Raw genomic sequence first — 25,692 nt, 5'->3', positions numbered from 1 at the left:
CGCGCGTGCAGCGCCGGTGCGTTAACCCTTGCGGCGCAGGCGGATCACCACGTCGACCGATGCAATCTCGGCCCCGTCGGGCGCGTCGGGCAGTTGCGAGATCACCAGTTGATCCGACGGAGCGTCGGTCAGCTTGGCCTCGTCTTCCCAGAAGAAATGCGGATGATCATGGGTGTTGGTGTCAAAGTAGCTCTTGGAGCCGTCCACCGTCACCTCTTGCATCAGGCCCGCATCACAGAACGCGCGCAGCGTGTTGTAGACGGTGGCAAGCGACACCGCCTCGCCTTCGGCCTTGGCGGCCTCGAACAGGCTTTCAGCCGTCACATGGCGGTGCTGGCCGTCCCCGATCAGCAAGGCGGCAAGGGTCACGCGCTGGCGTGTCGGGCGCAGGCCCGCACCAGCGAGCCAGTCGCTGCCCACATTGTGGGGGTTGGGTGTATCGCAAGTGTTGTCCATCTCAGCGACTATATAGGGCCGCAAGGCGCGCATATTCAATGACAATCGGCGCAAAGCTCAGCCGGTGCGACCGAAAAAGCCCATGCGTTCGGCATCCGTGAACGCCATGCCGGGCCGGTCGTAATGGGACAGGACCGCCACGATGCGCGATTGTGGACCACGGACACGGCTGACCCGGTGGGCCGTGTTGACCCCCAGAAAGACGTTAAGCGTGCCCGCCGCCTGATCCAGCGCGGTGGGGCGCAGCCGTCCGTCCAGCAAATCCGCGATCCCTGCATGATTGGGATCATCCGCGCTGCGCAGATTGCGGGCATATTCGAACACGCCGCCCGAGTGCGCCTCTTGCAGCAGCACGGTCGTGGTAAAGATCGAGCGGTCAAAATGCCAGTTGAGCGCCTCGCCCTCACGGTATTCAAGCACGTTCACCCCCGCAAGCGGATCGTCCATGATGTGCAGTTGCGGCTGATCCATCACCGCTTCGAGAAAGCGGATAAAGCCGTCGTAGCGATAGATGCGGTCCAGCGGCGTTTCCGCCAGTTGGTCATGGCAGAGCGTGTGATTGGCGGTTTCCACCTTTTGCAGGGCGGGGTGATCCGGGGCCACGCCGTCCACGGCATCCTTGAAATAGACGTTGTGCCAGCGGCTGTGATGGAAACTCTCACTTGCCAGTCGTGGCCGTACATACGACAGCGTCTGGTCCAGAGCCTCGGGCGTCACGAAACCCGGCAGGTTGAACAGGCCATCGCGGTCCAGTGACGTCTTTGCGTCGTTGACCAAGCGCTGCCAGTCGGGGCTGTCCGGGCGGTCGAGGGGATAGCGGGCAAGATCAATATCGTTCATGTCCCGCATTTGGCGCAGGCCACACGCGGGATGCAAGCCCCCTGCCCTTGCACCGCGCGGGCTGGCGGTGCTAGACGGACCGGAACGCGCGCGCAGGACGGAATGGCAAGATGGCAGACTACCCAACATCGTTTGACAAGGACGACCTGCTGAAATGCGCGCGGGGCGAGTTGTTTGGCCCCGGCAATGCGCAGTTGCCCGAACCGCCCATGCTGATGATGGACCGCATCACCGACATCTCAGGAGATGGGGGCGCGCATGGCAAAGGCCATGTGTTGGCCGAGTTCGATATCACTCCTGACCTGTGGTTTTTTGACTGCCATTTTCCGGGTAATCCGATCATGCCGGGCTGTTTGGGGCTGGACGGTCTGTGGCAGTTGACGGGCTTTAATCTGGGCTGGCGCGGCTGGACCGGGCGCGGCTATGCGCTGGGTGTGGGCGAGGTGAAGCTCAAGGGAATGGTGCGCCCTGACCGCAAGATGCTGACCTACAAGATCGACTTTACCAAGGCGCTGCAAACACGCCGCCTGACCATGGGTGTCGCCGACGGCATCGTGGAGGCCGACGGCGAGGTGATCTATGAGGTCAAGGACATGAAGGTCGCGCTGAGCGAAAGCTGACCGCCTAGCCCGGCTGGATCAGCCGGGTTCCGTCCGCGAACACCTGTTTCCAAGGGATGATGGCGTAGGATTTGCGCAAGCCGGTGGGCCAGAACGGATCCTGCCTTACAAGCTGTTCCGCCTCGTTGGCGGTGGCGGTTGTGACAATCCACAGCCCGTCGCGCCCACCGCCTGTCGGATCGGACAGGGGCCCCGCCGCCCTGATCCGGTCGGCATGTGTTTCGAGAAAGCGCAAGTGGTCGGCCATATGTGTTGTGCGGATGTCAGGATCAGCGTCTGTGGCGTCTTCGAACAGGATGATAAATGTCATGATGGTCTCCGGGGGGGTGATCCCGCGCAGGATGCCACAACAATCTTGCGGATTGAGTGGCCGTTTTTGACGCCCTACACTGCAAAAATGCAGAACCATGACTGGAACGATCTGAAATATCTATTGGCGCTTTACCGGACAGGCACGCTGCGCGCCGCGGCGCGTTCGGTGGGTGTCAGCGACACCACGGTGTCGCGCCGGATCACTGTGCTGGAGCGGGCCGTCGGCGCGTCGCTGTTCCTGCGCAGCGCCACAGGCCGGTTTGAGCCGACAGATGCCGCGCGCGGGGCAATTGCGCACGCGGAGGCCATCGAAGTGCAGAACACGCTGATCCGCGAAACCTTGGGGCGGGCTGCGCACGCCGTGACCGGCACAGTGCGGATCAGCGCCGTGCCGATTGTCGTCAACCGGATGCTTGTGCCCGCCCTTGGCCTGTTGGCCGCACGGCATCCCGACCTGTGCGTCGAACTGGTGCCCACGTCAGACAATCTGGATCTGTCCCGCCGTGAGGCGGATCTGGCCGTGCGATTTGCGCGCCCCGCCTCGGGCGGGTTGCGGACCAAGGCGCAAAAGCTGGGTGCGTTATCCTTTGACATCTTTGTGCCCAATGCCGCGACCGGGGATCAGGCCGCGCAATTGCGCTGGATCACCTATGATGATGCGCACGCAGATTTGCCGCAGGCGCGCTGGCTTGATGCAGCAGCGCGCGGCGGTGGCCGGGCCGCGGGACTTCGGGTTGCGGATGCCGAAACCGCGATGGAAGCGGTGGCGCACGGGCTGGGCAAGACGCTGCTGCCAACCCGCATCGCGCGGTCCGATCCACGCCTGCGCTGTGCGCCGGGGGCGGCAGGGGCGGCGCTGCCCGTCCGGGACATATGGCTCTTGTCCCATGTGGATCAGACGGCGCGCGCCTCTGTCATGGCAGCAAAGGAATGGCTTGTGGATCTGGATTGGGACGTGGATGAACGCGCGACCACGCAGCCCTGAGCCAACCCGGGCAAAGACGAACGCCACCGCCGCCAAAGTGCCGATCACGTTGTTGATACCGCGCCGCCACAGGGCACAAGCGGGGTCAACATAGCCGCTTGCACCGCACCGCCGCACCGTCCTACATAGCGCTGACCCAATGTTAGGAGTGCGCACATGCGATGCGTCAAACCGGAGGTTTGCACATGAAACGTGTCGTGGTGACGGGCCTTGGCATCGTCTCTTCCATCGGAAACACCGTGGACGAGGTTCTGGCCTCTTTGAAGGCTGGCCGGTCCGGGATCGAAGCCAGCCCCGAGATGGCTGAACACGGATTTCGCAGCCAGATCGCCGGGACCATCGACCTTGATGTGGCGGCGCTTGTGGACAAGCGCACGTTGCGGTTCATGGGCCCCGGCGCGGCTTATGCCCATATCGCGATGGGGCAGGCCATTGCCGACGCGGGCCTGACCGAAGACGATATCGTGAACCCGCGCACCGGCCTTGTCGCGGGATCCGGCGGGCCGTCCACCTCGGCCATGCTGAGCGCGCATCAGACCGTGCTCAAGACCGGGGCCACCAAACGGATCGGCCCGTTTGCGGTGCCCAAATGCATGTCTTCGACCATCAGCGCGAACCTTGCCACGTCCTACAAGATCAAGGGGATCAACTATTCGATCACCTCCGCCTGTTCGACATCCCTGCACTGCATCGGCAACGCGGCCGAGCAGATCATGCTGGGCAAACAGGATGTCATGTTCGCCGGTGGGGCCGAAGAACTGGACTGGACCCTGTCCTGCCTCTTTGACGCGATGGGCGCGATGTCGTCGAAATATAATGACACACCGGAAAAAGCGTCCCGTGCGTTTGACGCGGACCGGGACGGTTTCGTGATCTCGGGCGGGGGCGGGATGCTGGTGCTCGAAGAGCTGGAACACGCGCGCGCCCGGGGTGCCAAGATTTACGCCGAAGTGACAGGCTATGCCGCGACGTCTGATGGCCACGACATGGTGGCCCCCTCTGGCGAAGGCGCGGAACTGGCGATGAAGCTGGCGCTGGACACGCTGCCCGAAGGGCGCGAGGTGGGTTACATCAATGCGCACGGCACCTCGACCCCGGCAGGCGACGCACCCGAGATGGAGGCGGTCCGCCGCGCCTTTGAAGGCCGCACACAGCCGGTGGTGAGTTCAACCAAATCAATGACAGGCCATGCGCAAGGCGCGGCTGGCGCGCTTGAGGCCGTGTTCTGTCTGCTGATGCTGGAGCATGACTTTATCACGCCGTCGATCAACGTGGACAATCTGGATCCTGCGTTCAACGCAGGCGAGGTGGCCACGGCGCTGGTCGAAAATGCGGGTCTGGACAGTGTGATGACCAACTCCTTTGGCTTTGGCGGCACCAACGGATCAATGATCCTTTCGAAATTTCACGGGTAAGAGTTTTTTGAATGTCTGATGTGCTCAAGGGAAAACGCGGCCTCGTCATGGGTGTGGCCAATGACCGTTCCATCGCGTGGGGCATTGCCAAGGCTATGCACGAGGCGGGGGCCGAGCTTGCCTTTTCCTATCAGGGAGAAGCGTTTGGCAAGCGCGTTGAACCGCTTGCAGCAAGTGTCGGGTCCGATTTTCTGGTCGATATGGACGTGACGGACGACGCGTCACTGGACGCCGGGTTCGCCGCGCTGGCCGAACGTTGGGACACAATCGACTTTCTGGTGCACGCCATCGCGTTTTCGGACAAGTCCGAGTTGACGGGTCGGTTTTTGAACACGAGCCGCGCGAACTTTAAGAATTCAATGGATATCTCGGTCTATTCGTTCATCGAATGCGCGCGGCGCGCGCACCCGATGATGATCGAAAAGGGCGGCACGCTTTTGACCATGACCTATCAGGGGTCGAACCGGGTGGTGCCCAGCTACAATGTCATGGGCGTGGCCAAGGCGGCGCTGGAATCCGCCACGCGCTATCTGGCAAACGATCTGGGCCCCGAGGGTATTCGCGTGAACGCAATTTCGCCCGGCCCGATGAAGACATTGGCAGGAGCGGCCATCGGCGGCGCGCGCAAGACCTATAAGCACACCGAACAGAACGCCCCGTTGCGGGCCAACGCGACACTGGAGGCCGTGGGGGGCACAGCGGTTTACCTGTGTTCCGAAGCGGGGGCCTGCACAACCGGAGAGGTGATCCGGGTCGATGGCGGGTTCCACACTCTTGGGATGCCCCAACCCGACCACCTCTGAGCGGTCGCGGTATCGGTTTCCGACGGGCATTCGAGGCGAACGGCGGGGCATCTGCCCGCGAAATCCGCTTCTCTGCTCCCTCTTTCCGCGCGGGCCGTGGCGTGCCACTGTGGCCGGGCAAAGGAACTGCCCCATGCCAATCACAACCTGCATTTTTGACGCCTATGGCACCCTCTTTGACGTGGCCGCCGCCGCACGGCAGGCGGCCAGTGAGCCGTCCTTTGCCCCGCTGGCCGATGACTGGCCCATCCTCGCCGAACAATGGCGGTTGAAACAGCTGCAATACACGTGGTTGCGCGCCATCACCGGCGCCCACACCGATTTTTGGGAGGTCACCCAAGACGGGCTCGACTGGGCGTTGGAAAAGACGGGCCATGCCGGTGATGCGGCCCTGCGCACGCGTCTGCTGGCCCTTTACTGGGAGCTGGAGGCTTACCCCGAGGTGCCTGCGATGCTGGGCACGCTCAAGGACGCCGGGCTGAACACTGCGATCCTGTCCAACGGGTCGCCGGACATGCTCGCCGGTGCGGTCCAGTCGGCACAGATCGGGGATATGCTGGACGATTGTCTGTCCGTGCAGTCGGTTGGCATCTTCAAGCCGGACGCGCGGGTCTATGACCTTGTCGGCCAGCGGTTTGACGTCGCAAAGGACCAAGTTCTGTTTGTGTCTTCCAACGGCTGGGATGCCGCGGGTGCCGCAGGCTATGGGTTTGTCACGGCATGGGTGAACCGCGCGGGCGAGCCGGTGGACCGGCTGCCGTGGACGCCGCAACATGTGCTGACAGACCTGACCGGCATTCCGGCGCTGGCGGGCCTCTGATGGCGACGTTTACCACATCGGATGGGCTGAACCTGCACTACACCGATGAGGGTGCGGGCTTGCCGCTTTTGTGCCTTGCCGGTCTCACTCGGACCGGGGGGGATTTCGACTATGCCCGCCCGCACCTGCCGCCCTGCCGTGTCATCACGCTCGACTACCGTGGACGTGGACAGTCGGACTGGGATCCGGACTGGCGCAACTACACCCTGCCCGTCGAAATCCGCGACGTGATGGAATTGATGGACCATCTGGGCCTGCCACGGGTGGCCATCCTCGGCACCTCGCGCGGGGGGCTCAATGCGATGGGGCTGGCCGCCACTGCCCCGGACCGGCTGATCGGTGCGGCCCTGAACGACATCGGACCGGAACTGGAATCTGCAGGGATGGCCGCGGTCATGGACTATCTGGGCAAGCCCCCCCTGCTGGGCACCCACGCCGCCATGGCCGCTGCCATGGCCGTCTCCTTGCCCGGCTTTGCCAACGTGCCACCCGAGCGGTGGATGGCAGAGGCGCAACTGCACTACCGCCAGACCGATGCGGGCCTCGAGATCACCTATGATCCGCATCTGCGTGACGCGATCGAAGCAGGTGGCGATGTGCCGGACCTGTGGCCCTTTTTCGACGCGCTGGCGGGCAAGCCCACCTGCCTGATCCGGGGCGCCGGGTCGAACCTGCTGAGTGCCGAGACCGCGCAAAGGATGCAGGATCGCCACCCCGGCATGATCCACGCAGAGGTGCCGGACCGGGGCCACGTGCCGTTTCTGGATGAACCCGAAGCGGTGGCGGCGCTGGCCACCTGGATGGAGCAACTGGCATGAATATCGACATGATCCGCGCCGCGGCTGCGCGGCTTGACGGGCACGCACGGCGCACGCCGATGCTGTCCTCTCCGTTTCTGGACGAAATCGCGGGGCGGCGCGTCTGGATCAAGCCGGAATGCCTGCAACGCACCGGCAGCTTCAAGTTTCGCGGCGCGTGGTCGGCCTTGTCGGCATTGGACCCCGACGTGCGGGCGCGGGGCGTCATCGCATTTTCCAGCGGCAACCACGCGCAGGGCGTGGCACATGCGGCCACGCTGCACGGTGTGCCGTCGGTGATCGTGATGCCCAGCGACGCGCCCGCGCTCAAGATTGAGAACACGCGCGCGCTGGGTGGCGAAGTGCTGCTATATGACCGCGACGGGCAAAGCCGCGAAGAGATCGGCAAGGCGCTGGCCGAAGAGCGTGGGCTGACGCTGATCAAACCCTATGACGAGCCGCAGGTGATTGCAGGCCAAGGTACAACGGGCCTCGAAATTGCCGCGCAGGCCGCAGAGATCGGTGTGTCCGAGGCCGACGTGCTGGTGTGTTGCGGTGGCGGCGGGCTGACCGCGGGCATCGCGCTGGCGCTGAACGCAGACGCACCGGGTCTGCGCGTGCGACCCGTAGAGCCGGAGGGGTTCGACGATGTGGCGCGCTCGCTCCGATCCGGCGAGATCGAGCGCAACGCCGCGACCTCCGGCAACATCTGTGACGCGATCCTGACGCCCTGTCCGGGCGACATCACCTTTCCGATCATTCAGGCGCATTGTGGCCCGGGTCTGGCGGTGAGTGAGGAGGAGGCGATGATGGCGGTGGCACAGGCGTTCCTGCGGCTCAAGGTCGTGGCAGAGCCCGGTGGCGCCGTCGCCCTTGCTGCCGCTTTGTGTCGGCAGGACGCCCTAGACGGGGCGGATGTCATCGTCACCATTTCGGGGGGCAATGTCGATCCGACCCTGTTTCAACGCGCATTGGACACGCTCACATGACCGAATTCACCATCGCCTCTTTTAACGTCAAAAATCTGATTGGTGCGGATCAGGAATATTACCGGTTTCAAAGTTACACGCCCGAGGAATACGCGTGGAAGGTAGACTGGCTGGCCGAACAGATGCAGGCGATGAATGCCGACATCGTCTGTTTTCAGGAGATTTTCGAGGAAAGCGCGCTGCGCGACGTGATTGTCGAGGCGGACCGGCAAGGGACATTGGGCAACGACGCCCACCTGCCGGATGCGTCCAAACGGTATCGCCGCAAGGCGATCTTCAACAAGCTCGAATATCATCCCTATACGGGCGCGGCGTTGGCGGTTGCACCCAACCTGAATGACACGGGCGAAGCCGGACGGCGACGCCCCGGCGTCGCGATCCTGTCACGGTTCGGTTTTGTCTATGAGCCAGAGGTGATCCAGCACCTGTCGGAGCCGGTCGAGATTGACTTTGGCCCCATGGGTGCCACCGGCGGGGGGCGTTTCACCCTGACCCGGCTGAGCCGCCCTATCCTGAAGGTGCGGGTGCCCGTCGGCGATCAGGTCGTGACCGTATTCACCTGCCACCTGAAGTCGAAACTGGGCGAATTCCTGCGCCCCGACGGCGCTGCCTTTGCGCCGGAGGCGGACCTGACCGCCTATGATCCGGTTGCACGTGCCTTGGGCAGTGTGCGCGCCTCATTGCGGCGGATGGCAGAGGCGTGGGTGTTGCGCCGCGCCGTCGTGGCAGAGATCGAGGCCGGGCATCCGGTGCTGGTGACGGGCGACTTCAATGATGGGGCCAACGCAGTCAGTTCGGAAATCATCAGCGGCGAACACCCGTTCAAAAACTACGCGTGGATGCTGCGCCATGATGCCGAGACACCCCGCGACCGGTATTCCGAGGCCGAGGACACGGATATCCGCGAAGCCATGGATTCGGTGCGCCTGCATTCGGCGGAAGCGCAATTCGTGCGCAAATCAAGCCGCGATATGATCTATACGGCGGCGTTTGGTGGTGTGTATGAGAGCATTGATCAGATTTACATGTCGCGTCACTTTATCGAGGGCAGTCCGGACAATATTGGACGGATGGAGTATTTCAGCGTGCTGAACGACCACCTGACCGACGGCAGCCACCCGGAGGCCCCGTACAACAAGCTCGCATCGGATCACGGCCAGATCATCGCGCATATGCGTCTGCGCACGTGATCTGATTGAGGGCTGCGCCCACGACAGTCTTTGGGGGGGCTCTGCCCCCGGCGCTGTCGCGCCTCCCCCGTGGTATTTTTGGTCAGAAGAAACGCAGGCCCGTCTTGCAAGTCGCGGTGCCGATACGTCAGATGGGCGCAGGTCTCGGGAGAACGCACATGCATATGGTCGATCTGGGCGATGTCGCCCTGCATTACAGGATTGATGGGCCCGAAAACGGCGCGCCCGTGGTCTTTGCCAACTCGCTTGGGACGGATATGCGGTTGTGGGATCCGATCCTGCCGTTGCTGCCCGCGGGACTGCGTATTCTGCGTTATGACAAGCGGGGGCACGGGCTGTCATCGTGCCCTGAGGCGCCCTTTGGCATGGGTTCGCTGGTGAGCGATGCCGAACGGTTGATGGATCACCTTGGGTTTCGCGATGCACTGTTTGTGGGGCTGTCGATTGGCGGATTGATTGCGCAGGGGTTGGCCGTGAAGCGTTTGGATCTGATGCGGGCCATGGTGTTGTCGAACACCGGCGCAAAGATCGGCACAGCGGCGATGTGGGGCGACCGGATTGCCGCAGTGGACGCGGGCGGGATCGAGGCACTGGCCGATGCCACCATGGACCGTTGGTTTTCCAAGGCATTTCTTGCGACGCCAGAGCTTGCGTTGTGGCGCAACATGCTGACGCGGCAACCGGATGCGGGCTATGCCGGGTGTTCGGCGGCCATTTCGGGTACGGATTTCTACACAACTACGGCGACCTTGCGATTGCCAACGCTGGGCATTGCCGGGTCGGAGGATGGTGCGACCCCGCCCGATCTTGTACGCGAGACGGTGGATCTGGTGCCGGGCAGCCAGTTTGCGCTGATCCGAAAGGCGGGGCACCTGCCCTGCGTGGAGCGGCCTGCGGAATACGCAAAGCTGCTGACAGAGTTCATCACACAGACGGGGCATCTGTAACGCATGGCGGCATCTGTGTTTGCCTCGGCCTTATATGGCGGGCTGTTTCCTGCGGGTGAGGTCGGTCGGCTGTGGTCTGACGCGGCAGAGGTCCGGGCCATGTTGCTGGTCGAAGGCGCGCTGGCCCGCGCGCAGGGCAACGCGGGTGTGATCCCCGAGATCAGCGGTGCCTTTATTCACCGCTCGGCGATGGAGGTGCAGATCGACCCCGCCGGACTGGCTCAAGCGACTGGGCGCAACGGCGTCGCAGTGCCAGCCTTGGTGGCCGCGTTTCGCAAGGCGATGGAGGCGCCGGACCATGCGCAATACGTGCACTGGGGTGCCACATCGCAGGATATCATCGACACCGGTCTGATGTTGCGTTTGCGCCAAACACTGGCGGTCATGGAGGACCGGTTGCGATTTGCATTGCGCGCATTGGGGGATGTCGCGGCGCGTCATGCCGATCTGCCAATGGCGGCGCGCACATATGGTCAGGTCGCAACGCCGACAAGTTTTGGTGCAGTTGCGGCGCAATGGGGTGCGCCGCTGGCCGATGCAGTCGAGGGGTTGCCGCAGGTGCAGGCGCGTGCGCTTTTTGTATCGCTGAGCGGCGCGGCGGGCACGTCATCGGCCCTTGGCCCGCAGGCGTCAGAGGTGCGCGCGGCTGTGGCGGAGGCGCTGAAACTGGGCGATCCTGGCCGGAGTTGGCACACGGATCGCGCTCCGATCCTGCGGATTGCCGCATGGATGGCAGAGGTCGTGGCGGCCTTGGCCGCGATGGGGGCGAGCCAGGTGGCGCTGGCTGCGTCAGAGGTGGGCGAGTTGCGCCTGCCGGGTGCAGGTGGATCATCGACGATGCCGCAAAAGCAGAACCCGGTTGCGCCGTCTGTGCTGGCCGCCCTGAACCACCAGATGGGCGGGTTGATGGCCAGCCTGCAAGCGGCAGGCGCGCATCAGCATCAGCGTGACGGGGCCGCTTGGTTCACCGAATGGATGGTGCTGCCCCAGATTGCACTGACCTGCGCCGCTGCGATTGAAACCGCCTGTGCCGTTCTGGACGGGTTACAGCCAGTGTCGGAGCGGATGGCCGAAAATCTTGGCGGCGCCGGTGTGATCCACGCCGAGGCGCTGAGCTTTGCCCTTGCTGCGTCCATGCCACGTCCAGAGGCGCAGGCCGCGACCAAAGCGCTGGTGGCCGACGCCGTGGCTGCGGGTCAGCCGTTGGAGGCGGTGGCGCGGACGGCGCATCCGGGCCTGCCGGATGATCTGTTCGATGCGCGTGCCCAGATGGGCGATGCGCCCGCAGCGGCGCGCGCCTTTGCCGCCCGTGTGGACGGTTTATGAAACCAAGCGTTCTGTTCATCCTTTTTACCGTGATGATCGACGCGATGGGCATTGGTCTGATCGTGCCGGTGATGCCCGAGCTGATCCTTGAGGTGCGCGGTGGCGACATCGGAACGGCGGCCTTGTGGGGGGGTGTGCTGTCGACGGTCTTCGCCGCGATGCAGTTCCTGTTCGGGCCGCTTTTGGGCGCGTTGTCGGACCGCTACGGGCGGCGACCGGTTTTGCTGATCTCGCTCGTGGTGCTGGTCGCGGACTATCTGGTGATGGCGGTGGCGGGCACGATCTGGCTGTTGTTGATGGGCCGTATCGTGGGCGGGATCACGGCGGCGACCCAATCGACCGCCAATGCCTATATGGCTGACATTTCAGCCCCCGAGGACAAGGCGGCACATTTTGGTCTGATCGGTGCGGCCTTTGGCCTTGGCTTTGTGTTTGGGCCGGTGGTCGGGGGGCTGTTGGCCGAATACGGGACGCGGGCGCCGTTTTACGCAGCGGCGGCCTTGGCCGGTGTGAACGCGATCTTTGGCTACCTCGTGCTGAAGGAGACCGTGGACGACCGGATCCGCCGCCCGTTCAGTTGGAGCCGGGCGAACCCGTTGGGCCTGTTCCGGCATTTGGCGCGCTTGCCGGGATTGGGACCATTGCTGTGGGTCTATTTCCTCTATCAGGTGGCATTTACCGTCTACCCTGCGGTGTGGGCTTACTACACTGCGGAGCGGTTTGACTGGTCGCCCGGCATGATCGGGTTTTCGCTGTTTCTGTTCGGGATTTCGCTGGCGGCGATCCAAGGCGGTGCGATCCGTCCGATCCTGAGGCTGTTGGGGGAACGCGGCGCTGTGGTCTATGGCCACTTGGCCGATATTGCGGTGTTTGTGATCATCGGATTTGTCTGGTCCGGCACGGCGCTGTTGATCCTGACGCCGCTGGCGGCACTGCCCGCCGTGATCACGCCAGCATTGCAGGGGATTATGTCAAAATCCGTGGGCGACGATGCCCAAGGGGAATTACAGGGTGCGCTGACGTCTGTGGCGGCGCTGGCCATGGTGATCTCGCCACTCGTGATGACGGCGTCGTTCTCGGCGGCGATAGGGCCGTCCAGCCCGGTCTACCTGCCGGGAGCGCCGTTTTTCCTGTCAGCCGTCCTGATGGCCGCAGCGTTGATCGTGTTTCTGCGCGCCGGGCGGCGGTTCGCCTTCACCTGACGTCAGACGTTCAGGAACGCCAGCTTGGGTCGGTTTCAGCCTTGCAGCGCGCGCGTGGCTGCGCAACGGTCGCATCAAACATCTGCGACACGAGGGACATATGCAGACGATCAAAGCCGCCGTGTGCAGGGCGTTTGGCGCGCCACTCACGATTGAGGACATCCTGATCCGCGCGCCTGAACCGGGCGAAGTCGAGGTGACGCTCGACGCGGTGGCAATCTGCCATTCCGATATCTCCTACGCGGACGGGGCATGGGGCGGCAGCCTGCCTGCGGTCTACGGTCACGAGGCCGCCGGGCGCGTGCGCGCGGTGGGCGCGGGCGTGACAAGCGTGGCCGCGGGCGACAGCGTCGTGGTGACGTTGATCCGGGCCTGCGGGTCGTGCCCGAGCTGCGCCTCTGGCAGGCCTACGGCCTGCGCCACGCCCTATGACGGGGACAAGGGCCCGATCCAGACGGCTGATGGCGGCACGCTGCACCAGGCGATGGCGTGCGGCGGTTTTGCCGAGCGTGTGGTGGTGGATCAAAGCCAGGTGGTGAAGATCCCCGGAGACATGCCCAAGGATGCCGCAAGCCTGATTGCCTGCGGTGTGATCACGGGTGTGGGTGCGGTGGTCAACGCCGCAGGCCTGCGCGCGGGCGAAGATGTGGTGGTGATTGGCGCAGGCGGTGTTGGCCTCAACGCGATTCAGGGCGCGCGCATTGCAGGCGCGCGGCGGATCGTGGCCGTGGACATGACAGAGGACAAATTGGACGACGCAGTGGCCTTTGGCGCGACCCACGGGGTGCTGGCCACCCACAAAGCGCCATGGCGCGCGGCGTATAAGGCGTTGGGTGGTAAAGGGGCGGAGGCGGTGATCGTCACGGTTGGCGCAATCCCGGCCTATGAGCAAGCGCCGCGATATCTGGGTGTCGGGGGCAAGGTCGTCATGGTGGGTATGCCGCATTCGGGTGCCAAGACGGAATACGAGCCGGTGATCCTCGCGGCGCTCGGACAGGGCATGGTCGGCTCCAAGATGGGGGATGTGGTCATCCAGCGGGATATTCCGTGGATGGTGGACCTGTATTTGCAGGGGCGGCTGCAACTCGACAGCCTGATTTCGGGCCGGTGGTCGCTGGACCAGATCAACGATGCCATTGCCGACACCAAGGCAGGCAAGGCCCGACGGAATGTGATTGTGTTTGACCGCTGAGGGGGCGCTGCCCCCGCCCTTCGGGCTCCCCCGGAGTATTTGCCAAAGAGAAGAAGCAGGGGATCTGTGATGAAACTGCGTGATTTGGATGTGATTGTGACCGCCCCGCCTGCACCGGGTTGGGGTGGGCGGTACTGGATCCTCGTAAAAGTGACCACGGATAACGGCATTGTAGGCTGGGGCGAATGCTATGCGTCTTCGGTCGGGCCGGAGGCGATGCGCGCCGTGATTGAGGATGTGTTTGCCCGGCACATGGTCGGTGAAAACCCCGAGAATGTCGAACTGATGTTTCGGCGCGCCTATTCCTCGGGCTTTACCCAGCGGCCCGATCTGACCGTGATGGGGGCATTTTCGGGGTTGGAAATCGCGTGCTGGGACATTCTGGGCAAGGCCCGGGAGCGGCCTGTCTGGGCGTTGCTGGGCGGGCGGGTGAACGACCGTATCCGGGCCTACACCTATCTGTACCCCCTGCCCCATCACGGGCTTGATCGGTTCTGGACCGCGCCGGAGATGGCGGCGGAATCCGCCCTGGACTGTGTGGCGCGCGGGTATACGGCTGTGAAATTCGATCCGGCGGGGCCCTATACGCTGCGCGGCGGGCACATGCCGGGGATGCGGGACATTTCCATGTCGGTGGCGTTCTGCAAGGCGATCCGTGACGCGGTCGGCGACCGTGCTGATCTGCTCTTTGGCACACATGGGCAGTTCACAACAGCCGGGGCGATCCGGTTGGGGCAGGCGCTGGAGCCCTATCAGCCGCTATGGTTCGAAGAACCGATCCCGCCCGATGCGGTCGAAGAGATGGCCAAAGTGGCCCGCGCCGTACGCATTCCTGTCGCCACGGGCGAGCGGCTGACAACCAAGGCAGAGTTCGCGCCCGTGTTGCGCGCTGGCGCGGCGACGATCCTGCAACCGGCCTTGGGACGCGCGGGCGGCATTTGGGAGATAAAGAAGGTGGCCGCCATGGCGGAGGTCTACAACGCGCAGATGGCCCCGCATCTATATGCGGGTCCGGTCGAATGGGCGGCCAATATCCATCTGGCCGCGTCCATCCCGAACCTTCTCATGTGCGAGAGCATTGAAACTGCGTACCATGACCAGTTGATCAAGGGCGCGATACGGGTTGAAGACGGCTTTATCACGCCGCCGGATGCGCCGGGGCTGGGGATCGACGTGGACGAGGCGCTGGCCCGCGCGCATCCCTACACCGGTGCGGGCCTGCATCTGGAGATGCAGGAAGCGCCGTGTGACTATGTGCAGGGCAATGCGTTCGAAGGCGGTGCGCCCGCGCCGCGAGACTAGTTGCTTTGCATCACCGAGTAGATGATGCGCGGGAGCGTGTCGCCGGTGGCGCTGCTGCCCAATTCGATCACGCCATTGCCCGTCAGGGCGATGGTCTGGCGGCGGATGTAGAATTCCGGATGGTCGCCGATTGTGACGGACGATCCCGCAGAACTGCTGTCCTTGAATTCGACAATGCCGCCGCGGACGGACACCGCCCCGTGCACCCGGCTGACCCATGCCTGTCGCATCACAAGATCGCATTGCGGCGAGCGCCCGATCTTGACCTCGCCGCCTTCGGCGACGGTCTGTGACCACCCTTCGTAAGACAGGTGCAGCGCGGTGTTCGCCACTTTGGTGGCTTGCTGCATGTTGAACATCGTGGGCGCGGCAATCATCTTGGTCACGCTGTCTTCTTCGGTTCCGGTTTCGGCCAGAAGCGCAAAGATTTCCGTTGGCACGTCCGTGCCGCGCAGCGTGATCTCGCCCATGGAGCGCAGATCGAATGCCTCGTCCGAGGACACATGGCGAACCAGCGTCTTGCTGATCAGCACTTCGTTTTCCTTGGCCTGACTGGACAGGCGCGCCGTCACGTTGATGGCATTTCCGAACAGTTCATTGCCGCGGTACAGTACGGTGCCCCAATGCAACCCCGCGTGGACGGAAACGGCACCATTGGCACCCTGATCCAGAATTTCCTTTGCCGCGCCGATGGCCTGATCTGCATTTTCAAAAAGGCACAGCACGTCATCCCCTTTGGAGCGGACAAAATCGCCGCCGCGGGCAGTTGCGATCCGCTGCATCCCTTCGACGCATTCAAAAACGAGGCGGCTCGCCTCTGCGTCGCCGTGGCGTTGGTACAGCGGTGTACTGCCCGACACATCGGCCATCAAAATCGCACGCTCAATGCTCATGCCGGCGTGACCCCCAAAATATCGGCACTCCCCAAAAGCGCCTCGCGTAGAATCAAACAGGTTTAAATGCGGCAAGTCTACATCCTCGCACGCCGAAATCACACTGTTTGACCGTTCTGAAGGCGGCGAACGGCCTTTTACACAGCATTTCATCGCCTGATTTTCAGGGTTACACGCTGACCGTGTGGGTTTCCGTCGCGCAGATGCGAATCGGCGTCAGGTCAGGGTAGCACCGGCGCTGAGCGCCGCCAGCTTGGCATACGCGATATCGGGGTCGACCGCGCCGAACCCGGCAAAGGTACCAAAGCCACAGTCGCTGCCTGCAATCACGCGGTCTGCGCCGACGATGCTCGTGAACCGCTCAATCCGCTGGCGCACAACTTCCGGGTGTTCGACAAAATTGGTCGTGGTGTCAACGACACCGGGCACCAGAACCTTGTCATCGGGGATCTCGGACTTGCGGTCGCGGAACACGGTCCATTCGTGCGCGTGACGGGGGTTCGACGTCTCGAACAGCACATAGCGCGCCTTGGTCGCCATCAGCGTCGGGAACACGGTGTTCATGTCGATGTCGCAGGTGTGCGGACCCTCGTAGTTGCCCCAACAGATATGCACCCGAACCTTGTCCTGCGGCACATCCGCGAGCGCATGGTTCAGCGCCTCAACGTGGGCGTCCGCGATCTTGACGAACTCGGCGTCCGAAAGATCGGCAAACAGCATGTGTCGCGACAGGGCGAGGTCGGGGCAATCGAGTTGCAGGTCCAGACCGGCGGCCACAATGGTCTCGTATTCCGCCTTCATCGCGTCGGCCAATGCGGCGAGGTAGGCGTCCCGCGTCGGATAGTGGTCGTTTTGCAGAAACAGCGAAATCACGCCGGGCGAGGCTGCATTCATAAAGCCACGCGCGACCCCGTGCGCAGCCATCGCGGCCTTGAGGTTGGCGATGTCTTTTTCCAGTTCGCCCTGTCCCTTGCTGGTCACGGGGCCGGTGCACATGGGGCGTGCGTATTGCGGGGTGCCGCCATCATCCGCCAGACGCTTGAGAAAGCTGGGGAACTGCTTGAGATCGGCGGGGGCGTTGCGCGGACTGTCACCGGAAAAGCCGGTGTAGCGGTCTTTGACGTATGTCGCATAGCTGATCTTGGACGTTTCGCCATCGCTGACGATATCGACGCCTGCCGCCACTTGTTTGCCGACCGTGTCATGTACGGCCTGCGCCATCGCGGCGTCAAAGGCGGCCGGATCGTAGGCCTCGCCCTTTTCGCGGGCAAAGATGAAGTCGACGACCTCTTGGCTGCGGGGCAAGCTGCCCACATGGGTGGTTTTGACCATGATCGTCCCTCACGTTCCTGTTACCGGTATTTATGGCCGTTCCACGAATGAAGTGCCATCCCACACAAGCGGCGCGGCACAGTTTTCTCCCTGTGCGCCACAGAGCGAAAAGGACCCCGTGATACGAAGCGCCAAGGCGCCGCTGTAATGTGGTGTGATCGTGAGGGACGTGCCCAGAAAGTCGATTGGATTGACGTAGGCGCGCGATGACAGGAACACCATCTGGCTGCAATTGGCCGCCCCGCAGAACGGGCGCGGCATGGCGCCGGGACAGCGGATGCCGCCCCAGTCCACGACAAAGTCCGGTGTCCCGTCACGGTCGAGATCGCCCGCCTGCACCGCGTCGCCCGGCACGGGCACCGGGGCACCACAGCCTTGGGCCACCCGGTTGATGACCTGCGGGGGCACGGTCACGGTGCCCGGTGCAGCTGTGGGGGCCGATTGCGCCGCGGACCACGCCGCAGCGCAGTCGTTCTGCACCTGCGACAGCGCAGGGGCCAAGCCCGCAACGGGCAATTGCCATGCTTGTTGCTGTCCGGGGGCAAGGATGATCGAACGGGCCTGCGCCAGTGCGGACCACAGTGGGTCCGTGGCCGAGATGTCGACCTGCCACATGCTATCAAGCTCATTGAAGGTGATCGTGGGCAGGCGGTAGCCCGTCTGATCCGACCACAGCACCACGTCGTCGCGGATCACATCGTTGCCAACGGGAACGCGGTCGGTTCCGATTTCGAGCCGGGTCATGCCGGGCGTCATCGGACGAATTTCATGCTGTTCGACCTCCACCGCCGGACGGCGCTGGAGCGATGGCGCAAGGCAGATCAGGTCAACCGACGCCCCGGCCCGCGCCGTGTGAAAGACGAAATGCCCCCCGTCCACGCTTTGCGCTTGCCAGACCTGCGCCTGTGCCTGTGCCTGTGCCGTGCTTGCCCAAAGGGCCAGAAGACATGCAATCAGCCGCGCCACGTGGCCCCCGCGGGATCATCCGTTCCGACAATATGATAAAGCGATGCCTCACCCGTCATCGACGGCACTGCATTGTGCGGCAAATCCTCGGGCACGCTCATTGTATCGCCGGGCGCAAGCGTCGTCTCACCGCCGTCCCATGTGACACGCCAATGGCCGCGCATGGGCATCAGGACGGATGGTCTGTCGTGGCTGTGCATATCCAATGTTGCGCTGGAGCGGGTAAGCAAATCAACTTCGAAGCCGGGTTTGTCACGGATGATCCCCGTCTCTCCGATGACCTTGCAGGGCCGATCCTTGGCCAAGGCCACCATATCCCAATAGCGGCGCACGCCAAATCCCACGACCTCGCTTGGCGTCATTTCGGGGAAGGTTTGCAGGTCCGCATCGCCAAGCGGTGCCATGGGCTTTATCCCGACGGGCAGGGTTTCGCCCCGCTTGCTGTCATAAAGACTGCCATTTTCCCCGAGGGTAAGACCGTGGTCGCGGGCGTCCTCGATCACTTGCGGTGCCCAGATCACGCCGCCCCCGGCATCGTCCCCCCCAAGGATCGCCATAATCATCCCGTAATCCGTGCCCACATTCTCGAACCCGCGGAAAATGCCTGTGGGAATGTTGATGATGTCGCCTTCTTCCAGCACGACCTCGCCCGCGTCGCCCCAGCGCCCCCAAAAGAACCGCCAACGCCCTGACAGAACAAAGAACACCTCCGCCGTGCGGTGACTGTGCAGCGAGTTGCGGCATTTTGGCTGCTGACCGGCTGCGCCGATGTTAAACCCGTGCGGGATCGAGATGTGCACATGTTGGTCCGGGCTTTCCGACACGCCACCGCCGATGATGGTAAAGTTTTCCTTCTGGTCAGAGCCGGGCGTGTGTGCGTCGATGAACGCAGTCTTGCAGGGCTTGAGCTCGCCGTATCTGACGATGCGCGGCTCCATTTCGGCGGGGGTCATATCGGGGTCCTTTCCGGTGGCAACAGGGGTTCGGGCAGCGGGTCGCCCGGTGTTGTGTCTGTCAGTTCGGCGTGAATCCAGACCATGCGGTCACAGAACCAGACCTTTGGCAGGATCGTGGCAACGATGCCTGCCAGCGTGGCCCACGGGTTCAGGACGACAAGCCCGTAGACAAGTGGAACCGCGCCCAACGCGCTGAGCAATGTCAGTACGTTGGCGGCACGCACATGGTGCGCCGCGACGACGTACGTCTTGCGGGCCAGAAAAATCCGTTCACCAAGCGTCGCGCGCGATGCCCACGTCCCAAAGTTCCGTGGCGGCGGAAAAGCACGTGGGTTGTACCACGTCCACGCCACTGCCAGCACAAACAGGGGCAAGGCCCACCAGCCGATCCACGTGCGTGCATAGATCGCCAGCACCAAGAGCGGCAGACAGGTGAACCGCGACCAGACGCTGAGCGGGTTTGCGTGACGCCGCCAGTCGGCATCCTGCATCCCCATCAGGCGTTCAGCGGCGCGGTAGAGGTCGGTCATCCCTGCCCCTTTAGCTGCGCGTTCTCGGCCTCAAGTTCGGCGATGCGGGCGTTCAGCTTGTCCATCTCCGGTCCGACAAGCTGCGCGATCTCGCTTGCGTCGAAACGCGGTGTGATGAATTGCGGGCAATTCCAGTCGAACGCCTCCAGCGTGATGATGACCAGCCGTTCCACGCGGCCCTGCCCATCCGCCGGCAGTTGGTCAGCCAGCGCCGGATCATCAGCGGCCTGCACGAACCGTGCCCGGCCTTGCATCTTCATCCGGGCTTTGCGAGCATAGTCCATCAGGAACAGCGACACACGGTCGTCGGCCCTGATGTTCCCTTCGGAAATGTGCTGCTTGTTGCCCCGGTAATTGGCAAAGGCAACGGTGTGATCGTCCAGCACCTTGAGGAACCCGGCAGGTCCGCCGCGATGCTGAATGTAGGGCCAGCCCGTTTCGGAAACCGAGCCAAGATAGAAGGACGTGCGGCTGGTGACAAAGGCGATGTCGTCCGCGTTCAGCGGGCGCGTGCGCGGGCCATAGCCGCGCGCATACATCTCTGCGCTGCCGTCCGCCTCTTGCAGGGCCTTCACCCCGTCTGTGAACATGATGTCGTCATAGCGTTGCATGGATCAATCCCGTTGGCCGCCCACGCATCTTGCGGGCTGTCCTGAGTTGGGGACTGAGTGGTTCCAATTCAAGGATGCGCTCTACCCCGTTTGCAACAGAATCTGTTTCCAGATCGCGGTCTCGTCGAAGAGCGTGAATTCACGGCGGATTTTGGCGGGTGCGGCACCGAGGCTGCCAAATTCGGCATGACTGATCCCCAGCACATAGACGCCGGCCCCCGTGGGTGCGCCGAAATAGCCCCAGCCGTCATGCTTGCCGTGCAGGCTCCAGCGGATGGCGGCACGGGGCGGCATGGTCGGGTCTTCGCGCCCAATCTGATGGTCAATGGTGAATGTCGCGTCCGGAAAGGACGCGCGCAAGCCCATCCAGAACCGGTCCACCGGGCCGGTGCCATGCCCCGTTTCGCCCCCCGGATATTCGGATTGCACAGCGCGGTCGTATTCCGTGGGGATGGCGGCCATGTCGGCCCCCATAATCCGCTCCAAAACGCTGGCGTATGTTTTGCCCCAAATGTTGTCGTTGCCGTGCCCCGAATAGGGGCCGGGCTGATCCGTGGCGGGCGTCAGGGGGCGCACGCAAGCCTCCGGCCCGCCTTCGCGGGCAATCAGGTCTGCGGCATAGGCCTTGGCGTCCCAGCCGATCTGCCGGACGATGGCAGTCTGATCCCGGATCAACCATTCGTCGTTGATCTGATCGTTGATCGCGTGGCAGTCGGCGATGATCCGGTATTGCAGCTTTTTCCCGCTGGCGGGGCCATAGACCCCATCGGCAAGGTGGGTGGCGGTGCTGAGGATACGGTGCGACGACAGCATTCCCGCCTCCGGTGTCCCGCTCCAGATCACGTCCTCGCCCAAGAGTTGCCGGTCAGGAAATTCGGCCAGCGTGGCCATGGTGGCCCCGATGACCTTTTCGTTGCCGATCACCACGGAACCGGGCGACCGCACGACGATATCGGGGCTGTAGTAGTGGTGCAGGGTCGCTATGCCGCGATCCTCCCAAATCTCCTTGGTGATGCCGATGATGTAATCGGGAAAGTCAGCCCAACGGTTCGAAAAGCCCTTCATGTGGTCCATCCTTCGGGGATACGGGCCGAGCCGCGCAGGATGAGCGGGCCATCAAGCGCGACGCGGCGGGGAACGGTTTGTGGATCGGCAAGGCGGTCCATCAGAATGTCGATTGCAGCCTTTGCCAAACGCCCAGCCGGTTGGCGCACGGTTGTGAGGTCATAGGACGGCCAGGCGGCAAGCGTTACGTCGTCATATCCGACAACGGACACGTCCCCCGGCACATCAAGGCCCAGTTCAAAACGCAGAACATCCATCACGGCAAAGGCCATGTGGTCATTGGCACAAAACACCGCGTCGGGCCGCTCCGGACCTGCAAACATATCGCGCGCGACGGATTTTGCTTTGTCAAAGTCAAAGTCGCTGACACCCCGCGAATAAAGGGTTTGCCCCGCATCACCAAGCCCTGCCAGAAACCCCGCCTCGCGGTCTCGCTGGGTCGACGCGCCTTCCCACCCTGCGACATGTGCAATGCGGCTGTGCCCACCCGCCACGAGGAATTCGGCCAGCTTGCGCCCTCCCGCATAATTGTCGGAGGTCACGGCAGATAGGCGCGCGTCATCCTGGGTGCGGTTGAACAGTACGATGGGAATGCCCGCCGCCTCGCAGCGTTGCGTCAGATCGTTGGACATGCCGACGCTGGCCGCAATGATGCCGTCGACCTGATAATCGAGCAGCTCTTCCATCACCTCATCTGCTTCGGTGACGGAGTTCGAGGCCATAAAGACCAGCACGTGATAGCCCTGTTCCTGCAAAAGGCGGCTGATGCGCTCAATCGCTTCGGGGTAGAAATGGTTCTCCAGATAGGCGACCAACAATCCGATGATGCGGCTGCGCCCGGTGATCAGACTGCGCGCCAAAACATTGGGCCGGTAGCCCAGAGCGGTGGCCGCTTGCCGCACCTTGTCGGCGGTCCGCTTGGACACGGAGGCACCGGGCGTGAACACGCGGCTCACGGCGGACCGCGATACCCCGGCACGCTCTGCCACATCCAGCGCTGTCACCTTGTCCGGCATCAGGTCACCCGCCCGCAAAGCCGGTCATGGATATGCTTGCACCCGATCAACCCCAACTCTCCAAACCCGGTTGTTCCGGGATAGGGCGTGATCGACCATGCGCCCTCGCTGTCATGCGTGCCGACCACCTTGATCTCTTGGATCGGGTAGATCTGAATCAACTGGCGATGCCGCGCAAAGCGCACATTGCCCTGCATTGCGTTCCAAGCATCCCCGGCACTTTGCGGGAGCCTCAGTCCGAGGTCGGTATGCGACATGTCGGCGGGTTCGCGCATCAGTCCGCCGTCCATCCACCGTCAATGAGCATATGCGTGCCCGTGACCATTGCCGACGCGTCGGAGGCAAGGAATTGTACCGCGCCCATGATGTCGCTGACTTCGCCCACACGGGGCAGCTTGATCTTGTCCATGATCCACGCCAGCCGGTCGGGGTTGTCGAATGTGGGGGCTGTCAGCGGGGTGCGGATAAAGGTCGGGCAGATCGTATTGATGCGGATGCCCGCCTTGCCCCATTCAATCGCCATGGCTTTGACCATCCCTTCGACCCCGTGTTTCGTGGCGCAATAGACGCTGCGGTCGATGCCCCCCACATGACCCATCTGACTTGAAATGTGGATGATCGACCCCGGCTTGCCCGCATCGGTCAGCGCGGCTGCGGCGTAAGTCGACAGGAAAAAGGCGCTGCGCAGGTTGATGTCGAACACGGCGTCGAAATCTGCGGGGGCCGTGTCGATAGCCGGGCCGTGCCGGGCCAGCCCGGCGGAATTCAGCACAATTTCGAACGGCGCGTCAAAGGCCGCCTTGAGCGCGGGCAGATCGGTTTGATCCAGTGGCAGGGCTTCGGCGCTCCATCCTTCGGCCTGCATCGCGGCGACGGCTTGGGTCAACGCGTCGACGCGGCGCGCTGCGCAGACCACATGCGCCCCGGCCTCAGCCAGCGCCACGGCGCAACCCAGCCCGATGCCGGATGATGCGCCCGTGACCAGCGCACGTTTGCCGGTCAGATCCAGAGTGGGTGTCCGAGGCAGATCCATCATGCTGCACGCCCCGTCTCGGGATCAAACCCGGCGCGCGCCTTGTTGAATTCGCGCATCCGCGCCAGCACATCGACACCCAGTTGGTCATACATGTGCAGCAGGTCCACCATCACCCAGTTCTCCCGTATCAATCCACGCTCCAACCGCCAGAAATCGAGACTGCGCATGGCAATCTTTTTGTCCACCGGCGGCAATCCCAACCAACCGCCATGCGTCAGCGTCTGGTACATATTTGGCCACCCAGTTACCGCAGCATAGGCACGATCCCCGAAGAAGTGATAGACGATATCCTCCACAAACGCGCCACGGTCAGGCATGGCGTTCAGGAACGGAATCTGGTGCCAGTCGCGAAAGCCTTGAATGCCGCGCCCCGTGCCAATGCCCGACGGCCCGTACCACGTCATCCGCGGATGCCAGAACCGCTCCATCTCCATCACCTCCGGCCCGCCTTGGCTGGGATGGCGCTTCATGTGCGTCAGCATGTCGATGATCTGCTGGCAGGTGGCCTGCCCCTGATCGGCATCGTACGGCCCCGGCACCAGCCCGTCACAGGTGGCGGGCCCCGGCACGTGCCATTCCCGGCCCAACGATGGCACCATCGGCCAGGCACCGGCCTGCATCATCACCTCGGGAATGTCCCACAGCGCCTGCATTTCGGTGATCTTATCTTTCTCAAAACGATAGAACTCGTGAAACCGCATGTGCACAACGTGCCCTGTGGGCGGAATGTCGAGCCATGGTGCAACGAAGGTGCCGGTGTAGTAACCACCGCATCCGACCCAATCGGCGCCTTCGGGTGTGGGACCCGCCATGACGATGTGATCACGCCGTTCAAGGTCCGGAATGGCCGCAAGCAGCGGCGCATAGGCCGCGTCGAGATATGCAGAAACGCCCTGCATCGTGCCAAAGGGAAAGGCCAGGTGAAAGGCAATTTCAGGGGCGCACACCGCCGCAAGGGCGTCACGGACCGCCCCTTGGTCAAAGTCGTACATCGCCGCCCGCACCGGGGCCAGCAGGGCCTTGTGTCTGCTTGGGGCGTCCGTCATGCCGCGTGCCTCTTCAACGGGCCAAGCAGGTCCACGCCCATCTGCTTGAACAGGTGGATCATGTCGACAAAAACCCAGTTTTCGGTGAATTGCCCGCCGTCCCGCAACCAGAAATCCAGCCCAGACACCTCAATCGGTGCGCCAGTGGCGGCGTGCCCAAGGTAGGGCCCGCTGTGATGCCCGATGACGCCCATGGGGCCAGAGGCCGCCAAAATCCGCCCTTCGGCAAAGAGGCTCTCCAGATGCATGACTTTGCGGTCAGGAAAGGCTGTCAGCCATGGTTTCTGATGGAATGTTTCAAATTCTGCCAGCGACAGGCACGCGCCAATGCCGCCCGGCCCGTACCACTTTACATTGGGATGAAAGAATTGCGCCATGCCCATGCTCGACAGGTCGCTTTCGTCAAAGCTGTTGAGCCCGCCAAAGATGAACGCCCGGCCCAGTTGCAATGTCTCTGCCGTCTCTTGTGTGTCCTGCGGAGCGCGCAGTATTCCGTCAAACCCGGTTGGCGCCGGGTAGACGTGCATGGCCCCGCGCGGGCGGGGCAGAACAGGGTGGCCAATCTGGTCGCACCAATCCACCAGATCCCAGATGGTCTGCGCATGGGTCACCCGACCCGCTGCGTCAAAACGTAAAAAGTCGCCCCAGCGAATGCGCAGATCGGCGTCAGTGACGGGAATGCCAAAAACTTCTGCCACCGCAAGCCCGGTATAGTAACCGGTGCCCGCCACCCAGTGCGCACCATCGGCGTCGCCCTCATTCAGCGCGTCCGACTGCCCAGCCACAAAAATATGCATCTGCCGTTTCAGGTCAGGGATCGCAGCCCGCAGGGGCGCAAACATCTGTGCGACGACACTTTCGGGACATGTCTGGACACCCACAGGTTCCGGCCCCTGCCAGTGACGCAGTTCCGACAGCATCGGCAAGGCCGCGCCCGGATCACGATCCAGCGCCGCCCAAAGCGTCAGAGCGGTCTGTTTGTTGCGCTGGTTGGTGTCGCCCACGCGATCTGTGTCCCTGTCTCTGTCCAAAAAAATCCTGGGGG

General features: G+C 63.2%; 28 protein-coding genes. 13 read left to right on the top strand and 15 right to left on the bottom strand.

Translation table 11 applies throughout. The features are described 5' to 3' along the window. Window positions 1–21 precede the first annotated feature (21 nt). Together irrA and Q1A85_RS16210 are read right to left on the bottom strand one after the other, a co-directional pair. Complete coding sequence (gene irrA, locus Q1A85_RS16215; RefSeq protein ID WP_299691720.1) at window positions 22–456, bottom strand: iron response transcriptional regulator IrrA; 435 nt, start codon at window positions 454–456, stop codon at window positions 22–24. 57 nt (window positions 457–513) lie between these two features. Beyond that, window positions 514–1,296 (bottom strand): 2OG-Fe(II) oxygenase, encoded by a 783-nt coding sequence (locus tag Q1A85_RS16210; RefSeq protein WP_299691717.1) that lies wholly within the window; start codon window positions 1,294–1,296, stop codon window positions 514–516. Window positions 1,297–1,406: 110 nt separating this feature from the next. On the opposite strand from Q1A85_RS16210, the gene fabA reads away from it, so the two are divergent. Further along, window positions 1,407–1,916 carry a bifunctional 3-hydroxydecanoyl-ACP dehydratase/trans-2-decenoyl-ACP isomerase gene (fabA, locus tag Q1A85_RS16205; protein ID WP_299691714.1) on the top strand — a complete coding sequence of 170 codons (510 nt, stop codon included), beginning with the start codon at window positions 1,407–1,409 and terminating at the stop codon, window positions 1,914–1,916. 4 nt (window positions 1,917–1,920) lie between these two features. Here fabA and Q1A85_RS16200 read toward each other — a convergent pair whose 3' ends face one another. Next, window positions 1,921–2,226 carry a YciI family protein gene (locus Q1A85_RS16200; protein WP_299691711.1) on the bottom strand — a complete coding sequence of 102 codons (306 nt, stop codon included), beginning with the start codon at window positions 2,224–2,226 and terminating at the stop codon, window positions 1,921–1,923. A gap of 87 nt (window positions 2,227–2,313) precedes the next feature. Here Q1A85_RS16200 and Q1A85_RS16195 point away from each other — a divergent pair, with 87 nt between their 5' ends. From Q1A85_RS16195 to Q1A85_RS16140, 12 genes are all read left to right on the top strand, one after another. Further along, window positions 2,314–3,213 carry a LysR family transcriptional regulator gene (locus Q1A85_RS16195; protein ID WP_299691708.1) on the top strand — a complete coding sequence of 300 codons (900 nt, stop codon included), beginning with the start codon at window positions 2,314–2,316 and terminating at the stop codon, window positions 3,211–3,213. A gap of 185 nt (window positions 3,214–3,398) precedes the next feature. After that, window positions 3,399–4,628, top strand: a complete 1,230-nt coding sequence (fabB, locus tag Q1A85_RS16190; protein WP_299691706.1) for a beta-ketoacyl-ACP synthase I — start codon at window positions 3,399–3,401, stop codon at window positions 4,626–4,628. 11 nt (window positions 4,629–4,639) lie between these two features. Further along, a complete protein-coding gene (locus Q1A85_RS16185; RefSeq protein ID WP_299691704.1) occupies window positions 4,640–5,431 on the top strand; it encodes an enoyl-ACP reductase in 792 nt (263 codons plus the stop codon). A 133-nt stretch (window positions 5,432–5,564) separates the two neighbouring features. After that, window positions 5,565–6,251, top strand: coding sequence for a haloacid dehalogenase type II (locus Q1A85_RS16180; RefSeq protein ID WP_299691701.1), 687 nt, complete (start codon window positions 5,565–5,567; stop codon window positions 6,249–6,251). Beyond that, entirely contained in the window at window positions 6,251–7,069 is an 819-nt protein-coding gene (locus tag Q1A85_RS16175) for an alpha/beta hydrolase (protein ID WP_299691698.1), read from the top strand. Before Q1A85_RS16180 ends, Q1A85_RS16175 begins: the two co-directional genes overlap by 1 nt. Continuing rightward, a complete protein-coding gene (locus Q1A85_RS16170; RefSeq protein ID WP_299691693.1) occupies window positions 7,066–8,037 on the top strand; it encodes a threonine/serine dehydratase in 972 nt (323 codons plus the stop codon). Before Q1A85_RS16175 ends, Q1A85_RS16170 begins: the two co-directional genes overlap by 4 nt. Then, the gene (locus Q1A85_RS16165) at window positions 8,034–9,227 is read left to right on the top strand and encodes an endonuclease/exonuclease/phosphatase family protein (RefSeq protein ID WP_299691690.1); all 1,194 of its coding nucleotides are present in this window, start codon (window positions 8,034–8,036) and stop codon (window positions 9,225–9,227) included. Before Q1A85_RS16170 ends, Q1A85_RS16165 begins: the two co-directional genes overlap by 4 nt. Before the next feature lie 158 nt (window positions 9,228–9,385). Beyond that, window positions 9,386–10,174, top strand: a complete 789-nt coding sequence (gene pcaD, locus Q1A85_RS16160; RefSeq protein WP_299691687.1) for a 3-oxoadipate enol-lactonase — start codon at window positions 9,386–9,388, stop codon at window positions 10,172–10,174. Window positions 10,175–10,177: 3 nt separating this feature from the next. Continuing rightward, window positions 10,178–11,500, top strand: coding sequence for a lyase family protein (locus tag Q1A85_RS16155; RefSeq protein ID WP_299691684.1), 1,323 nt, complete (start codon window positions 10,178–10,180; stop codon window positions 11,498–11,500). Next, window positions 11,497–12,702: a TCR/Tet family MFS transporter gene (locus tag Q1A85_RS16150; RefSeq protein ID WP_299691681.1), complete on the top strand. Its 1,206-nt coding sequence runs from the start codon at window positions 11,497–11,499 to the stop codon at window positions 12,700–12,702. Before Q1A85_RS16155 ends, Q1A85_RS16150 begins: the two co-directional genes overlap by 4 nt. A gap of 100 nt (window positions 12,703–12,802) precedes the next feature. Next, window positions 12,803–13,894, top strand: coding sequence for an alcohol dehydrogenase catalytic domain-containing protein (locus tag Q1A85_RS16145; protein WP_299691678.1), 1,092 nt, complete (start codon window positions 12,803–12,805; stop codon window positions 13,892–13,894). A gap of 69 nt (window positions 13,895–13,963) precedes the next feature. Next, the gene (locus Q1A85_RS16140) at window positions 13,964–15,196 is read left to right on the top strand and encodes a mandelate racemase/muconate lactonizing enzyme family protein (RefSeq protein ID WP_299691675.1); all 1,233 of its coding nucleotides are present in this window, start codon (window positions 13,964–13,966) and stop codon (window positions 15,194–15,196) included. On the opposite strand, the gene Q1A85_RS16135 is transcribed toward Q1A85_RS16140, so the two are convergent. The 12 genes from Q1A85_RS16135 to Q1A85_RS16080 all read right to left on the bottom strand — a co-directional run bounded on the left by Q1A85_RS16135 (window position 15,193) and on the right by Q1A85_RS16080 (window position 25,651). After that, window positions 15,193–16,089, bottom strand: coding sequence for an adenylate/guanylate cyclase domain-containing protein (locus Q1A85_RS16135; RefSeq protein WP_299691672.1), 897 nt, complete (start codon window positions 16,087–16,089; stop codon window positions 15,193–15,195). The two genes, Q1A85_RS16140 and Q1A85_RS16135, sit on opposite strands and share 4 nt — an antisense overlap. A gap of 216 nt (window positions 16,090–16,305) precedes the next feature. Continuing rightward, window positions 16,306–17,421: a cobalamin-independent methionine synthase II family protein gene (locus tag Q1A85_RS16130; protein ID WP_299691670.1), complete on the bottom strand. Its 1,116-nt coding sequence runs from the start codon at window positions 17,419–17,421 to the stop codon at window positions 16,306–16,308. A gap of 30 nt (window positions 17,422–17,451) precedes the next feature. Then, window positions 17,452–18,387, bottom strand: a complete 936-nt coding sequence (locus Q1A85_RS16125; RefSeq protein ID WP_299691667.1) for a hypothetical protein — start codon at window positions 18,385–18,387, stop codon at window positions 17,452–17,454. Continuing rightward, window positions 18,375–19,340, bottom strand: coding sequence for a cupin domain-containing protein (locus Q1A85_RS16120; protein WP_299691662.1), 966 nt, complete (start codon window positions 19,338–19,340; stop codon window positions 18,375–18,377). The genes Q1A85_RS16125 and Q1A85_RS16120 overlap by 13 nt, the downstream gene beginning before the upstream one ends. Further along, entirely contained in the window at window positions 19,337–19,873 is a 537-nt protein-coding gene (locus Q1A85_RS16115; protein WP_299691659.1) for a DUF6653 family protein, read from the bottom strand. Before Q1A85_RS16115 ends, Q1A85_RS16120 begins: the two co-directional genes overlap by 4 nt. Continuing rightward, window positions 19,870–20,484, bottom strand: a complete 615-nt coding sequence (locus tag Q1A85_RS16110) for a pyridoxamine 5'-phosphate oxidase family protein (protein WP_299691657.1) — start codon at window positions 20,482–20,484, stop codon at window positions 19,870–19,872. Before Q1A85_RS16110 ends, Q1A85_RS16115 begins: the two co-directional genes overlap by 4 nt. A gap of 81 nt (window positions 20,485–20,565) precedes the next feature. Beyond that, window positions 20,566–21,549: an ester cyclase gene (locus Q1A85_RS16105; protein WP_299691654.1), complete on the bottom strand. Its 984-nt coding sequence runs from the start codon at window positions 21,547–21,549 to the stop codon at window positions 20,566–20,568. Continuing rightward, complete coding sequence (locus Q1A85_RS16100; protein ID WP_299691651.1) at window positions 21,546–22,565, bottom strand: LacI family DNA-binding transcriptional regulator; 1,020 nt, start codon at window positions 22,563–22,565, stop codon at window positions 21,546–21,548. The genes Q1A85_RS16105 and Q1A85_RS16100 overlap by 4 nt, the downstream gene beginning before the upstream one ends. Then, on the bottom strand, window positions 22,565–22,840 hold the full coding sequence (locus Q1A85_RS16095; RefSeq protein WP_299691648.1) for a hypothetical protein: 276 nt from the start codon (window positions 22,838–22,840) through the stop codon (window positions 22,565–22,567). Before Q1A85_RS16095 ends, Q1A85_RS16100 begins: the two co-directional genes overlap by 1 nt. Beyond that, window positions 22,840–23,601, bottom strand: coding sequence for an SDR family oxidoreductase (locus Q1A85_RS16090; protein ID WP_299691645.1), 762 nt, complete (start codon window positions 23,599–23,601; stop codon window positions 22,840–22,842). The genes Q1A85_RS16095 and Q1A85_RS16090 overlap by 1 nt, the downstream gene beginning before the upstream one ends. Further along, complete coding sequence (locus Q1A85_RS16085) at window positions 23,598–24,647, bottom strand: ester cyclase (RefSeq protein ID WP_299691643.1); 1,050 nt, start codon at window positions 24,645–24,647, stop codon at window positions 23,598–23,600. The genes Q1A85_RS16090 and Q1A85_RS16085 overlap by 4 nt, the downstream gene beginning before the upstream one ends. Next, window positions 24,644–25,651 carry an ester cyclase gene (locus Q1A85_RS16080; protein WP_299691640.1) on the bottom strand — a complete coding sequence of 336 codons (1,008 nt, stop codon included), beginning with the start codon at window positions 25,649–25,651 and terminating at the stop codon, window positions 24,644–24,646. Before Q1A85_RS16080 ends, Q1A85_RS16085 begins: the two co-directional genes overlap by 4 nt. Window positions 25,652–25,692: the final 41 nt, after the last annotated feature.

Origin of the sequence: uncultured Tateyamaria sp. (assembly GCF_947503385.1) — a bacterium.
GTDB lineage: Bacteria > Pseudomonadota > Alphaproteobacteria > Rhodobacterales > Rhodobacteraceae > Tateyamaria.
This window is presented reverse-complemented; position numbering and strand designations above follow the sequence as displayed.